This window comes from Vibrio sp. MOR3 (assembly GCF_001557775.1).
In the GTDB taxonomy this organism is placed as follows: Bacteria; Pseudomonadota; Gammaproteobacteria; order Enterobacterales; family Vibrionaceae; genus Vibrio; species Vibrio jasicida.
The window spans coordinates 38,873-51,917 of record NZ_LNRD01000014.1; the positions used below are offsets into that span (position 1 = coordinate 38,873).

The 13,045-nt window shown below is 44.3% G+C and carries 14 protein-coding genes; 10 read left to right on the top strand and 4 right to left on the bottom strand.

What is annotated here, in order from left to right:
• Both ATB76_RS21375 and ATB76_RS21380 read left to right on the top strand, forming a co-directional pair.
• Positions 1-585, top strand: a complete 585-nt coding sequence (locus ATB76_RS21375) for an RNA polymerase sigma factor (RefSeq protein WP_038864633.1) — start codon at positions 1-3, stop codon at positions 583-585.
• Complete coding sequence (locus tag ATB76_RS21380) at positions 582-1,244, top strand: ChrR family anti-sigma-E factor (RefSeq protein ID WP_061036093.1); 663 nt, start codon at positions 582-584, stop codon at positions 1,242-1,244. Before ATB76_RS21375 ends, ATB76_RS21380 begins: the two co-directional genes overlap by 4 nt.
• Before the next feature lie 63 nt (positions 1,245-1,307).
• Here the strand turns inward: ATB76_RS21380 and ATB76_RS21385 are convergent, their stop codons facing one another.
• From ATB76_RS21385 to ATB76_RS21400, 4 genes are all read right to left on the bottom strand, one after another.
• On the bottom strand, positions 1,308-2,660 hold the full coding sequence (locus ATB76_RS21385) for an MFS transporter (RefSeq protein ID WP_061036094.1): 1,353 nt from the start codon (positions 2,658-2,660) through the stop codon (positions 1,308-1,310).
• A gap of 71 nt (positions 2,661-2,731) precedes the next feature.
• Positions 2,732-3,277, bottom strand: coding sequence for a peptidylprolyl isomerase (locus ATB76_RS21390; protein WP_061036095.1), 546 nt, complete (start codon positions 3,275-3,277; stop codon positions 2,732-2,734).
• Positions 3,277-3,846 (bottom strand): YajG family lipoprotein, encoded by a 570-nt coding sequence (locus ATB76_RS21395; RefSeq protein WP_042600070.1) that lies wholly within the window; start codon positions 3,844-3,846, stop codon positions 3,277-3,279. The genes ATB76_RS21390 and ATB76_RS21395 overlap by 1 nt, the downstream gene beginning before the upstream one ends.
• Positions 3,847-3,885: 39 nt before the next feature.
• A complete protein-coding gene (locus tag ATB76_RS21400) occupies positions 3,886-5,043 on the bottom strand; it encodes a methyltransferase (RefSeq protein ID WP_042600082.1) in 1,158 nt (385 codons plus the stop codon).
• A gap of 204 nt (positions 5,044-5,247) precedes the next feature.
• Between ATB76_RS21400 and bolA the strand changes: the two genes are divergently transcribed.
• From bolA to ATB76_RS21440, 8 genes are all read left to right on the top strand, one after another.
• Positions 5,248-5,556: a transcriptional regulator BolA gene (gene bolA, locus ATB76_RS21405; RefSeq protein ID WP_005427328.1), complete on the top strand. Its 309-nt coding sequence runs from the start codon at positions 5,248-5,250 to the stop codon at positions 5,554-5,556.
• Positions 5,557-6,027: 471 nt separating this feature from the next.
• Positions 6,028-7,368 (top strand): Na(+)-translocating NADH-quinone reductase subunit A, encoded by a 1,341-nt coding sequence (locus ATB76_RS21410; RefSeq protein WP_038864644.1) that lies wholly within the window; start codon positions 6,028-6,030, stop codon positions 7,366-7,368.
• A gap of 3 nt (positions 7,369-7,371) precedes the next feature.
• Positions 7,372-8,613 carry an NADH:ubiquinone reductase (Na(+)-transporting) subunit B gene (locus tag ATB76_RS21415; protein WP_005436648.1) on the top strand — a complete coding sequence of 414 codons (1,242 nt, stop codon included), beginning with the start codon at positions 7,372-7,374 and terminating at the stop codon, positions 8,611-8,613.
• Positions 8,603-9,388: a Na(+)-translocating NADH-quinone reductase subunit C gene (locus ATB76_RS21420; RefSeq protein ID WP_038864645.1), complete on the top strand. Its 786-nt coding sequence runs from the start codon at positions 8,603-8,605 to the stop codon at positions 9,386-9,388. The genes ATB76_RS21415 and ATB76_RS21420 overlap by 11 nt, the downstream gene beginning before the upstream one ends.
• A complete protein-coding gene (locus ATB76_RS21425) occupies positions 9,388-10,020 on the top strand; it encodes an NADH:ubiquinone reductase (Na(+)-transporting) subunit D (RefSeq protein ID WP_005436651.1) in 633 nt (210 codons plus the stop codon). Before ATB76_RS21420 ends, ATB76_RS21425 begins: the two co-directional genes overlap by 1 nt.
• A 7-nt stretch (positions 10,021-10,027) precedes the next feature.
• Positions 10,028-10,624, top strand: a complete 597-nt coding sequence (gene nqrE, locus ATB76_RS21430; protein WP_005436652.1) for an NADH:ubiquinone reductase (Na(+)-transporting) subunit E — start codon at positions 10,028-10,030, stop codon at positions 10,622-10,624.
• A 33-nt stretch (positions 10,625-10,657) separates the two neighbouring features.
• Positions 10,658-11,881: an NADH:ubiquinone reductase (Na(+)-transporting) subunit F gene (gene nqrF, locus ATB76_RS21435; protein ID WP_038864647.1), complete on the top strand. Its 1,224-nt coding sequence runs from the start codon at positions 10,658-10,660 to the stop codon at positions 11,879-11,881.
• 155 nt (positions 11,882-12,036) lie between these two features.
• Positions 12,037-13,041, top strand: coding sequence for an FAD:protein FMN transferase (locus tag ATB76_RS21440; RefSeq protein WP_038864649.1), 1,005 nt, complete (start codon positions 12,037-12,039; stop codon positions 13,039-13,041).
• Positions 13,042-13,045: the final 4 nt, after the last annotated feature.

A 13,045-nucleotide genomic window follows, 5' to 3' on the forward strand; every position in this document is an offset into this window, starting at 1 on the left:
ATGATGAGTGAAAGCCCGCAGAAACTTGGGCGTAGCGATTGGAATGAATACATGGACAAGGTGAAGGCGCGGGATAAAAATGCGTTCGAATTTGTCTTTCGTTTTTATGCGCCTAAGTTAAAACAGTTCGCCTACAAGCATGTTGGAAACGAGCAAGTTGCTTTGGAGATGGTACAAGAGACCATGGCAACCGTTTGGCAGAAAGCTCATTTGTACGATGGTACAAAGAGTGCTTTATCCACATGGATTTACACCATAATTCGTAATCTCTGTTTTGATTTGCTGAGAAAGCAGAAAGGCAAAGACTTACATATTCATTCTGACGACATTTGGCCTTCAGATTATTACCCGCCTGATTTGGTTGACCATTACTCACCAGAGCAAGATATGCTCAAAGATCAGGTAGTCAAATTTTTAGACATACTGCCGAAAAACCAAAGAGAAGTACTCCAAGCGGTGTACCTTCAAGAACTGCCGCACCAACAGGTCGCTGAATTGTTCGATATACCTTTGGGCACTGTGAAGTCTCGATTGAGGTTAGCGGTTGAAAAACTGAGGCATTCGATGCATACGGAGCAATTATGAACAAACATCCAGATAACAACTTGTTAGAGGCGTACGCTTCGGGAAGCATTGATGCAGTTTCTGGTTTGGTGGTTGCCACTCACCTAGAAACCTGCTCAAAATGTCGGGCGTATGTAAACCAGTTAGAAGCGGCGCAGGCCGACGTAGTAATAGAAAGCTCGGTGATGGAATATGACGTCGAATTTGACAGTATGTTCAATGACATCATCACCGCTGAGCCAAAATCAGACAGCATTATCATAAAAGATGTTGCGCGAGTTGCCGTGGCTGGTAAAGATTTTAAGTTGCCGAAAACGCTGAGTCGTTTTTCTGATCTAGTCGGTGAATGGAAGAGTTACGGTGGTAAAGTCTACAGCGCACAGATTGATTTGGGCGAAGATGCACGTGTCAATCTTATGTACATAAGCGAAGACGTGAGAATTCCTCAGCATACACACAAAGGGCAAGAGTCAACGTTGGTTTTGCACGGTGGATTTAGTGATGAAGATGGTCACTACGAAGTGGGTGATGTACTTGTCAGAGATGCGTCTGTTAAACACTGCCCATTTACTAAAGCAGGTGAAGACTGTTTATGTTTAACCGTACTCACCGAGCCGATGATATTTACACAAGGCGTAGCAAGAATCTTTAACTTGTTTGGTAAAGGCATGTACCCTTAAACATTGCGGCAGACAAAACCAAAAAACCACCGAATCTCGGTGGTTTTTTTCAATCATTTTTCTTTAATCTCTTTGCCTTGCTTTCTCGAGTAGCTCAGTAAAGTAGTGTCTGAGTGAATAAAGCATGATCAAACTAGGCACAACCATTAATGCGGTTAGTATGAAGAAAGTCGTCCAATCATTGAGATAATCCACCAGTTCCCCGCTGAAAGAGGCGAGGGTAGTGCGACCAAAGTTGCCAAGAGATGCAAGCAAGGCGTATTGAGTTGCCGAGAAGGCTTGTCCGGTTAAGATAGTCAAGAAGGACACAAATGCAACGGTCGAGAATGCCGTTGTAAAGTTGTCGACAATGATCGTTGCCAAGTAAAGATGCTCGTTTGGACCCACTTTCGCAATCCAAGCAAACATCAGGTTACTTGCTGCCATTGCGATACCACCTATCATTAAGCCGCGTACGATACCAAACTTCACATTAAACATACTGCCGACAAAGGTGAACAACATGGTTGCGCCCCAACCAATCAATTTGGAGTAATAGCCAATTTGTTCATTGCTAAATCCAATTTCTTTGTAGAAGGCAATCGACATTCGACCTAAGAAAGCTTCACCAATCTTAAATAAGAAAACAAACAGCAATAGCGTGATAGCGACGCGAACACCATTTCGGTTAAAGAAGTCTAAGAAGGGCTCTACAACCGTTACGGTAAACCAAGCTACTACTTTAGAACCCACCACTTCTTTATGGCGTTGCTCAGCTTCAGATTGAAGTTGCTCTCGTTGGGTTTTCGGTTCACCGACCAACAGCGTAAAAATCATCAGTAAAATGACAATAAACGCCATTCCGTAGTAGACACCATTCCAACCGATACTGTCTGCATTGATAAAGGCTAGATACCCAGGGAGTGAGTAACCCGTCCACCAACCAATCACCGCCATAGCAGAAGCTTGTGGCAGTTTAGATTCTTCTGTTTTTGGGAAGGTATCGATACGGAAAGCATCAATAGCAATATCTTGTGTTGCAGAAGCGGTCGCAATGCAGAGTGCTAGTAATGATGCCAACACAAGATTCTCGGCAGGGTTTACACCGGCAATAAACAGCGTCGCTACTAACACGATACTTTGGCAAAGGAATATCCAGCTTCGACGTTGCCCAAGCAAACGATGCAAAATGGGCAGTTTAAGTCGGTCTACCAGAGGTGCCCACGTAAAATTGATCGCGTAAACCGCGAACACGCTACCAAAGTAACCGATAGCAGAAAGCGTCAGGCCCGCATCTTTTAGCCAGCCAGACATATTAGATCCGATAAGGACCCAAGGGAAACCACTGGAACAACCCAGCATGAAAACCCAAAGTAGGCGTTTATCGAGGTAACTTTTTACCGTTTCCAACCAAGTGATGGAAGGTAATGAAGACATAAATCAATCCGTTAAAATAGAGCCACTAAAAGAGAAAGCCCTTCGAATATTCAAAGGGCTTATGGTTTTGGCTACTTGAGTAGAGTTGCTTTGGTAATGACGATTTGCGTCTCTGGGACATCGCGCATGCGACCGATAGACTTGGTTGGCTGCTTCGCCATATTCTGAATGACGTCAAAACCTTCCGTCACTTCTCCAAATACCGCATAACCAGGTGGGCGAGCACCATAGTTTAAGAAGTCATTGTCGACGAGGTTAATAAAGAACTGACGTGTTGCAGAATCAGGTGCGTTTGTACGAGCCATAGCGATCGTTGCTCGGTCGTTGTTCAAACCGTTGTTACCCTCGTTCTTGATTGGCGCGTAAGTTTTTTGCATCTGCATGTCTTGGTTGAAGCCGCCACCTTGCGCCATAAAACCAGGGATAACACGGTGGAAAATGGTACCTTCGTAACTGCCATCTTCCACGTATTTAAGGAAGTTAGCGACAGTAATAGGTGCTTTCTCTTCATTAAGCTGAACAGTAAAGTTACCTAGTGTTGTTTCAAACGCCACTTTAGGGCCTGCAAAAACACTGCAACTTAATAGTGCCAAAGAAAGAATCGCTTTGCGTAACATTAGAATCGCTCCTGCATGTATTGACGAAGCTCAGGATCGTTTGCGATTTCCTTCAGAGTTAAAGCCACGACATCATTCAATGTTTGTTCAATGTCTGAGTCTGAAGCGCTAAGTGTGCCTGAGCGTTTAGCTGTACCAGTATAGGTCTTAACTAGCTTGCCTTGCGGAGTTTCTGCGGTGATTTCAAGAATCACTTTCGCGTCCATCTCGTTTTCCATCACAGAATGTTTAACGTTGACTAGCGCTTCTTGTACTTCTAATTGAATAGAATTATCGCTGTTTAAATCCGAGTGAAAACCTTGAGAAGAGAACTGTTTCTCTAGCGCCTCTTCTAGCGAAATACGTAGGTTTTGCTTGGCATGGATTGGCAGAATGTTAGAGCGTCCGTTATCGACAAGTGCAACGTATTGCGCTGCACGAACGTCTTTACTGGTTAAGCTGTACGTCTTGCCTTGCACGATCGGGTTAGTGCTTAGTGTCGATTCAGCCTGTAGGTTCAGTTGTGGTTGTTGTGGCGTTGAACATGCAGCAAGCAAGGCAACCGAAGCCGCGAGTACCAGTTTTCTCATTTTATTATTCCTTTTAAACATGTTGCTAAAGTCAGGGCTTTATTGCTTTGCGCCTAATTTAGCAGGATCTTTTGTTGCCTGTAAAATCACGAACTTACTGTTAGAAGCGACTAGTTTCACATTTTTATCGCCAAACAGACGTTTTAGCTTCGCATCGTAACCAAGGTGACGGTTACCTATGACTAGTAATCTGCCACCTTTGTTCAAAATTTGTTTAGAGTCGCAGAACATCTGCCAAGCGATATGGTCGGTTACCGCTTGTTGTTGGTGGAATGGCGGGTTACACATCACCATGTCAGCACTATCAGGGTTAAAACCATCCAAACAGTTATTTGTAATGCATTGAATGTCGTAAGGTTCGCCTAGGTTATCAACTAAGTTTTGTTTAGCTGACTCGATAGCCATAAAGCTTTCATCCACACTCGTTAGGCGGGCTTGAGGGTTTAATTGGCCCATTTTCACTGATAGCACACCGTTGCCACAGCCGAGGTCTATGATGTGTTTCAACGTTGGATCTTGAGGTAGGTGTTGAAGCATAAAACGTGCACCTAAGTCCAGACTTTCGCCTGAGTAAACATTTGGTAGGTTTTTCAGTTGAATGTTTTCTCCATCTACTCCCCAAACGGTCATCGGATCGACTTCTATGATTGGCAGTGCATTAGCATTAGAAAGCACCAAACGATGTTTTTTCCACGCGAGAGACGTTTTTGTCTCACCTAAGTGTTTTTCAAACAATTTAAGTGTTGAAGTGTGAATCTCTTTTGCTTTGTTGACGGCAATAATTGGGCAAGAGTCAGGTAGCGTTTTACGTAGTTGACTTAATAACCAAACTAGGTGGCGATTACTTTTTGGCAATTGCATCAAGACCAAGTCTGTATTCTCAGGGATATCGTCCATCGTAGTGAGAAAGGCGACTGGCTTACATTGGTTATCTTCGAGGTTTTGCTGTGCACCCTTGTGTGAGATGAAGGAGTCACTCATGAGGGTGACATTGTGATTGTCCGAAAACCAACATGCCAAAGCGCCGAAGCTATCGTTAATAACAACAATGTTTTGGTTATCTGGTATTGCTAACTCTTCCACGTGATTGATGAGGTACTCATCCCCCGCATCCCATGCTTGAAGAGTCTCGTTAGAGCGCTTAGGGAAACGATGAAGCGATAGGCTTCTCTCGTGAAGATTCAGTTCGGTTTTCATAGCTAAACGTAAGTCAATTTGGAAATAAGTGATTATTGTCGCAAATGATGAGAGCTCAAGATACAAAAAGCTGTCAAATTTACTGATTTTCACAGGCTTTTGCTAAATCATGGCACATTGAAAGAGAGGGGAATATGAGTTCGCTTATTTAATTTGCCAATCGAGAGTATATACTTAGCGAATTGGCATCGATGAGGATGAAATATGATCCAAGAAATCATAGAAAAGAAACTGCATAGTGAGTTGCAACCTAATTATTTGAAAGTGATCAATGAGAGTTACATGCACAACGTTCCACCGGGTTCAGAAAGTCACTTTAAAGTGATAGTGGTCAGTGATGCATTCGCTGGTCAGCGCCTCATTGGGCGTCACCGTCAAGTACACACTGTACTGGCTGATGAACTTGATAATCACATTCACGCATTGGCGATTCACACCTACACCAATGAAGAATGGAAACAAGAGCAAGACGGTGCACCAGATAGTCCGATGTGTATGGGTGGCGGTCGTTAGAGTGTGATTAAAACACTGATTTAGAAAGATGGTTTCGACCATCTTTTTTTGTTTTACATCTTTACGGGATTAAAATGTGGCACAAATAAAGGTTAAAAAATGTGTTAACAGTGTTTCAACAAATGAATGAAAATTAACGCATGTTTCAAAGCGTGAATGTTTTATTTCCTTAGCAGATGCAAGGGATTTGGCATTTGTGCGATGGGTCAAAGTTATGACTATTCTTTAACCTTTTACACTCGATTCTACCGAAATAAACCCTCCTTTCCTAAGATTGGTCATGGCATCAAGTTCCTAAAAAATGCTAGACTACCGCACCTGATAAATCTCGCCTAATATTTGTGACGAGATAATTAATAGGATGTTGCGATTTTGATGTTTTAAACAGCATCGAAACCGGACACTGATGTCGTGTCTAAAAGTTACGCAATCAAAAGAATCTTTTTCCCGATAAAAGTAGTGCAAGTGCGTATGATTACAATAAAGAAGGGCTTGGATCTTCCTATCGCAGGAACTCCATCCCAGGTGATTAATGATGGTAAGACCATCAAAAAAGTCGCCTTGCTTGGCGAAGAGTACGTTGGCATGCGTCCTACCATGCATGTCCGCGTTGGTGATGAAGTGAAAAAAGCGCAAGTTCTTTTTGAAGACAAAAAGAACCCTGGCGTTAAGTTCACAGCACCAGCAGCCGGTAAAGTGATCGAAGTTAACCGTGGCGCTAAGCGTGTTCTTCAATCTGTAGTGATTGAAGTGGCAGGCGAAGAGCAGGTAACATTTGATAAGTTCGAAGCAGCTCAACTAGCAAATCTAGATCGTGAAGCGATCAAGACTCAACTGGTTGATTCTGGCCTTTGGACCGCTTTACGTACTCGTCCGTTTAGCAAGGTTCCAGCAATCGATTCAAATTCTAAGGCTATCTTTGTAACTGCAATGGATACTAATCCACTAGCAGCTCAGCCTGAGTTGATCATCAATGAACAACAAGAAGCATTCGTTGCAGGTCTAGACATTCTTTCAGCCTTGACAGAAGACAAGGTTTACGTATGTAAATCTGGCACTAGTTTGCCACGCTCTTCTCAGTCTAACGTAGAAGAACACGTCTTCGATGGCCCTCACCCAGCAGGTCTTGCTGGCACCCACATGCATTTCCTATACCCAGTAAATGCACAAAACGTGGCTTGGAGCATCAACTACCAAGACGTTATTGCGTTCGGTAAGTTATTCCTTACTGGTGAGCTATACACAGATCGTGTTGTATCTCTTGCTGGTCCTGTAGTGAATAACCCACGTCTTCTTCGTACTGTTGTAGGTGCTTCTCTTGAAGACCTAACTGACAGCGAATTGATGCCAGGTGAAGTTCGTGTGATTTCAGGCTCTGTACTTTCAGGTACTCACGCGTCTGGTCCACATGCTTACCTTGGTCGTTACCATCAGCAGGTTTCTGTCCTGCGTGAAGGTCGTGAGAAAGAACTGTTTGGCTGGGCTGTTCCTGGTAAAAACAAATTCTCAATCACGAAATCTTTCCTTGGTCACATCTTTAAAGGTCAGTTGTTCAACATGACAACAACGACTAACGGTAGTGATCGTGCAATGGTTCCAATTGGCAACTACGAACGTGTAATGCCACTTGATATGGAGCCTACTTTGCTGCTTCGTGATCTATGTGCAGGCGATACTGACAGTGCTCAAACACTGGGTGCGCTTGAACTGGATGAAGAAGATCTAGCATTGTGCACCTTTGTATGTCCTGGTAAATACGAGTACGGTCTGCTACTTCGTGAATGCCTAGATACCATTGTGAAGGAAGGGTAATCCATGCTTAAGAAATTCATAGAGGATATCGAGCATCATTTTGAACCAGGCGGCAAACACGAAAAATGGTTTGCACTGTACGAAGCAGCGGCAACGCTTTTCTACACGCCAGGTCTAGTAACAAAACGTAGCTCGCACGTCCGTGATAGCGTTGACTTAAAACGTATCATGATCATGGTTTGGTTCGCGGTATTCCCAGCAATGTTCTGGGGTATGTACAACGCGGGTGGCCAAGCTATCGCAGCACTTAACCACATGTACGCTGGTGATCAACTAGCGACAGTTATCTCTGGTAACTGGCACTACTGGCTAACAGAAATGCTTGGCGGCACCATAGGTGCTGAAGCAGGTGTTGGCAGTAAAATGCTACTAGGTGCGACTTACTTCCTACCAATCTACGCAACAGTATTTATTGTTGGTGGTTTCTGGGAAGTGCTTTTCTGTATGGTGCGTAAGCACGAAGTTAACGAAGGTTTCTTTGTAACTTCTATTCTATTCGCACTTATCGTTCCACCAACGCTACCTCTATGGCAAGCGGCACTAGGTATCACATTTGGTGTTGTTGTAGCTAAAGAGATCTTCGGTGGTACTGGTCGTAACTTCCTTAACCCTGCACTTGCAGGCCGTGCGTTCCTATTCTTCGCTTACCCAGCTCAAATCTCGGGTGACGTAGTATGGACAGCAGCTGACGGCTTCTCTGGTGCAACTGCTCTTAGCCAATGGGCTCACGGCGGTAGCGGCGCGTTGATCAACAACATCACTGGCGCTCCTATCACTTGGATGGATGCTTTCATCGGTAACATCCCAGGTTCAATTGGTGAAGTATCGACTCTAGCTCTAATGATCGGTGCAGCGATGATCGTATACATGCGAATCGCTTCATGGCGCATCATTGCGGGTGTAATGATCGGTATGATTGCAGTGTCTACGTTGTTCAACGTGATTGGCTCTGACACCAACCCAATGTTCAACATGCCTTGGCATTGGCACCTAGTTCTAGGTGGTTTTGCATTCGGTATGTTCTTCATGGCGACGGACCCAGTATCAGCTTCATTTACCAACGGTGGTAAGTGGTGGTACGGCATCCTTATCGGTGCAATGTGTGTGATGATTCGTGTAGTTAACCCAGCGTACCCAGAAGGTATGATGCTGGCGATTCTATTCGCGAACCTATTCGCACCTCTGTTCGACCATGTAGTTATCGAGAAGAACATCAAGCGGAGACTAGCACGCTATGGCAAGTAATAACGACAGCATTAAAAAGACGCTGGGTGTTGTTATCGGGTTGAGCCTTGTTTGTTCAATCATCGTATCAACAGCGGCAGTAGGCCTGCGTGATAAGCAAAAAGCTAACGCTGTCCTAGATAAGCAATCAAAGATTGTAGAAGTTGCTGGCATTGAAGCTGACGGTAAAAAAGTACCTGAGCTATTTGCTGAGTACATTGAACCTCGTCTAGTTGACTTCAAAACAGGTGATTTTGTCGAGACTGCAGAAGACGGTTCTACAGCAGCTAACTATGACCAACGTAAAGCAGCGAAAGATCCAGCAGAGTCTATCAAGCTAACAGCTGATGAAGACAAAGCTAAGATCCTACGTCGTGCTAATACAGGTATCGTTTACCTAGTGAAAAGCGGTGATGAAGTATCTAAAGTTATCATCCCTGTTCACGGTACAGGTCTTTGGTCAATGATGTACGCATTCGTTGCGGTTGAAACTGACGGTGACACTGTGTCTGGTATCACTTACTACGAGCAAGGTGAAACTCCTGGACTTGGTGGTGAAGTAGAGAACCCAGCATGGCGTGCTCAATTCGTTGGCAAGAAACTATTCGACGAGAACCACAAACCAGCAATCAAGATTGTTAAAGGTGGTGCTCCAGAAGGTTCTGAACACGGCGTTGACGGCCTATCTGGTGCGACACTAACTGGTAACGGTGTTCAAGGTACATTCGACTTCTGGTTAGGTGACATGGGCTTTGGTCCATTCCTAGCAAAAGTTCGTGACGGAGGTCTGAACTAATGTCTAGCGCACAAAACATTAAAAAGAGCATTATGGCGCCGGTGTTGGATAACAACCCGATCGCGTTGCAGGTTCTTGGTGTATGTTCTGCTCTTGCAGTAACAACTAAACTAGAAACAGCATTTGTAATGACACTAGCGGTAACATTCGTAACCGCACTGTCGAACTTCTCTGTTTCTTTAATCCGTAACCACATTCCTAACAGTGTGCGTATCATCGTTCAAATGGCGATCATCGCATCTCTAGTAATCGTGGTAGACCAAGTGCTTAAAGCATACCTATACGATATCTCCAAACAGCTATCTGTATTCGTAGGTCTGATCATTACGAACTGTATCGTAATGGGTCGTGCTGAAGCATTTGCGATGAAGTCTGCGCCAATCCCATCTCTAATTGATGGTATCGGTAACGGTCTTGGTTACGGTTTCGTTCTTATCACTGTTGGTTTCTTCCGCGAGCTGTTTGGCTCAGGCAAACTATTTGGCCTAGAAGTACTACCTCTAGTGAGCAACGGTGGTTGGTACCAGCCAAACGGCCTGATGCTACTTGCACCATCAGCATTCTTCTTAATCGGTTTCATGATCTGGGCTATCCGCATTATCAGACCTGAACAAATCGAAGCGAAGGAGTAAGGACGTCATGGAACATTACATCAGTCTGCTAGTTAAATCGATTTTCATCGAGAACATGGCACTGTCTTTCTTCCTAGGTATGTGTACTTTCCTTGCCGTATCTAAGAAAGTTAAGACCTCTTTTGGTCTGGGTGTTGCAGTAGTGGTAGTACTTACTATCGCGGTTCCTGTGAACAACCTAGTTTACAATCTAGTTCTAAAAGAGAACGCGTTAGTTGAGGGCGTAGACCTTAGCTTCCTAAACTTCATCACCTTTATCGGTGTAATTGCGGCACTTGTACAGATTCTAGAGATGGTTCTTGACCGTTTCTTCCCACCTTTGTACAACGCGCTTGGCATCTTCCTACCGCTGATCACAGTAAACTGTGCGATCTTCGGTGGTGTATCTTTCATGGTACAACGTGACTACAACTTTGCTGAATCTGTTGTTTACGGTTTCGGTTCTGGTGTGGGTTGGATGCTAGCAATCGTTGCTCTTGCAGGTATCCGTGAGAAGATGAAGTATTCAGACGTACCTCCTGGTCTACGTGGTCTTGGTATCACGTTCATCACTGTAGGTCTGATGGCGTTAGGCTTCATGTCTTTCTCTGGTGTTCAACTGTAAGTCGGGTAAACCGCATTAATTAAGGAATAGTCAATGGACATTATTCTTGGTGTAGTGATGTTTACTCTGATCGTACTTGCGCTAGTACTAGTGATTCTTTTCGCTAAGTCTAAGCTTGTACCAACAGGTGACATTACAATTTCTGTGAACGATGACCCTTCACTGGCGATCGTTACACAACCAGGTGGTAAGCTACTATCTGCGTTAGCTGGTGCTGGCGTATTCGTATCTTCTGCTTGTGGTGGCGGTGGCTCATGTGGTCAGTGTCGCGTAAAAGTTAAATCAGGTGGTGGCGACATCCTACCTACCGAGCTTGACCATATTACTAAAGGTGAAGCACGTGAAGGTGAGCGTCTAGCGTGTCAAGTTGCAATGAAAACTGACATGGACATCGAGCTTCCTGAAGAAATCTTCGGTGTTAAGAAGTGGGAATGTTCAGTTATCTCTAACGATAACAAAGCAACATTCATCAAAGAGCTTAAGCTACAAATCCCAGATGGCGAATCAGTACCTTTCCGTGCTGGTGGTTACATCCAGATTGAAGCGCCAGCTCACCACGTTAAATACGCTGACTTCGATGTACCTGAAGAGTACCGTGGTGATTGGGATAAATTTAACCTGTTCCGCTACGAGTCTAAGGTAAACGAAGAAACGATCCGTGCGTACTCTATGGCTAACTACCCAGAAGAACACGGTATCATCATGCTTAACGTTCGTATCGCGACTCCGCCGCCGAACAACCCAGACGTACCACCTGGTATCATGTCATCGTTCATCTGGTCTCTAAAAGAAGGCGACAAGTGTACGATTTCTGGTCCATTCGGTGAGTTCTTCGCGAAAGACACTGACGCTGAAATGGTATTCGTTGGTGGTGGTGCAGGTATGGCTCCAATGCGTTCTCATATCTTCGACCAGCTAAAACGTCTGCACTCTAAGCGTAAGATGTCATTCTGGTATGGTGCACGTTCTAAGCGTGAAATGTTCTACGTAGAAGACTTTGATGGCCTAGCGGCTGACAACGATAACTTCGTATGGCACTGTGCTCTGTCTGACCCTATGCCAGAAGATAACTGGGATGGTTACACAGGCTTCATTCACAATGTTCTTTACGAGAACTACCTACGTGATCACGAAGCACCAGAAGATTGTGAATACTACATGTGTGGTCCACCTATGATGAACGCGGCTGTAATCGGCATGCTAAAAGATCTAGGTGTAGAGGATGAAAACATCCTACTAGATGACTTCGGTGGTTAATCCCTCTAAGTGATTGAATCTATGGCTAGCTCTCTAAGAGCTAGCCATTCTTTTTTGTAAAATACAAAATGATATTCAACAGTTGCTATAGGAAATCGGTTTATCTCAAGAGAACCCATTTTCCATATCAATTTAACAACAATAGGAGTAAACAAGTGAGTAAATGGCTTGTTGCATTCGCTTCTCTATTGGTTTTAGCTGGCTGTGACCAACCAGCAGATCAAATTCACCTAAGTGGCCCAACAATGGGTACGACTTATAACATCAAATACATCGAGCAAGATGGTTTACCAAAACCAGATGTCTTGCAGGCAGAGATTGATCGCTTACTTGAAGAAGTGAACGATCAAATGTCGACATACCGTGAAGATTCAGAGCTGAGTCGATTTAATCAGCATCAAACCAGTGAACCGTTTGAAGTCTCGCCACAAACCGCTACGGTAGTGAAAGAAGCGATTCGTCTTAACGGTCTTACTTTAGGTGCACTTGATGTAACGGTAGGACCATTGGTTAATCTTTGGGGGTTTGGCCCTGAAGCGCGCCCTGATGTGGTGCCTTCAGATGAAGAACTGGCAGCACGCAAAGCGAATACTGGCATTCATCATCTTTCCGTTGAAGGTAACAAGATGTCAAAAGACATCCCGAACCTATACGTGGACCTATCGACTATTGCGAAAGGTTGGGGGGTGGATGTAGTAGCCGATTACTTGCACTCTCAAGGCATTCACAACTATATGGTGGAAGTTGGTGGTGAGATGCGCTTGAAAGGCCTTAACCGCGAAGGTGTGCCATGGCGCATCGCGATTGAAAAGCCAACTGTTGATGAGCGCTCAATCCAAGAAATTATTGAGCCTGGTGATATGGCAATTGCAACAAGCGGTGACTATCGTAATTACTTTGAGAGCAATGGTGTGCGATACTCTCATATCATCAATCCTCAAACAGGCAAACCTATTCATCATAAGGTAGTGTCTGTAACGGTACTGGATAAGTCGTCGATGACAGCTGATGGCCTTGCTACTGGTATTATGGTGCTAGGTGAAGACAAAGGCATGGAAATCGCGAATGAAAATAACATCCCAGTTTTCATGATTGTGAAAACGGACGATGGTTTTAAAGAACTGGCTTCGGAAGCATACAAGCCGTTCATGAAGAAATAACAAC

Bases quoted from the DNA above. Each gene is read 5' to 3' on its own strand.
- ATB76_RS21395 (WP_042600070.1), bottom strand. From the start codon at position 3,846: ATGAGAAAACTGGTACTCGCGGCTTCGGTTGCCTTGCTTGCTGCATGT.
- ATB76_RS21390 (WP_061036095.1), bottom strand. From the start codon at position 3,277: ATGTTACGCAAAGCGATTCTTTCTTTGGCACTATTAAGTTGCAGTGTT.
- nqrE (WP_005436652.1), top strand. From the start codon at position 10,028: ATGGAACATTACATCAGTCTGCTAGTTAAATCGATTTTCATCGAGAAC.
- ATB76_RS21415 (WP_005436648.1), top strand. From the start codon at position 7,372: ATGCTTAAGAAATTCATAGAGGATATCGAGCATCATTTTGAACCAGGC.
- ATB76_RS21375 (WP_038864633.1), top strand. From the start codon at position 1: ATGATGAGTGAAAGCCCGCAGAAACTTGGGCGTAGCGATTGGAATGAA.
- ATB76_RS21425 (WP_005436651.1), top strand. From the start codon at position 9,388: ATGTCTAGCGCACAAAACATTAAAAAGAGCATTATGGCGCCGGTGTTG.
- nqrF (WP_038864647.1), top strand. From the start codon at position 10,658: ATGGACATTATTCTTGGTGTAGTGATGTTTACTCTGATCGTACTTGCG.
- ATB76_RS21380 (WP_061036093.1), top strand. From the start codon at position 582: ATGAACAAACATCCAGATAACAACTTGTTAGAGGCGTACGCTTCGGGA.
- ATB76_RS21410 (WP_038864644.1), top strand. From the start codon at position 6,028: ATGATTACAATAAAGAAGGGCTTGGATCTTCCTATCGCAGGAACTCCA.
- bolA (WP_005427328.1), top strand. From the start codon at position 5,248: ATGATCCAAGAAATCATAGAAAAGAAACTGCATAGTGAGTTGCAACCT.
- ATB76_RS21400 (WP_042600082.1), bottom strand. From the start codon at position 5,043: ATGAAAACCGAACTGAATCTTCACGAGAGAAGCCTATCGCTTCATCGT.
- ATB76_RS21385 (WP_061036094.1), bottom strand. From the start codon at position 2,660: ATGTCTTCATTACCTTCCATCACTTGGTTGGAAACGGTAAAAAGTTAC.
- ATB76_RS21420 (WP_038864645.1), top strand. From the start codon at position 8,603: ATGGCAAGTAATAACGACAGCATTAAAAAGACGCTGGGTGTTGTTATC.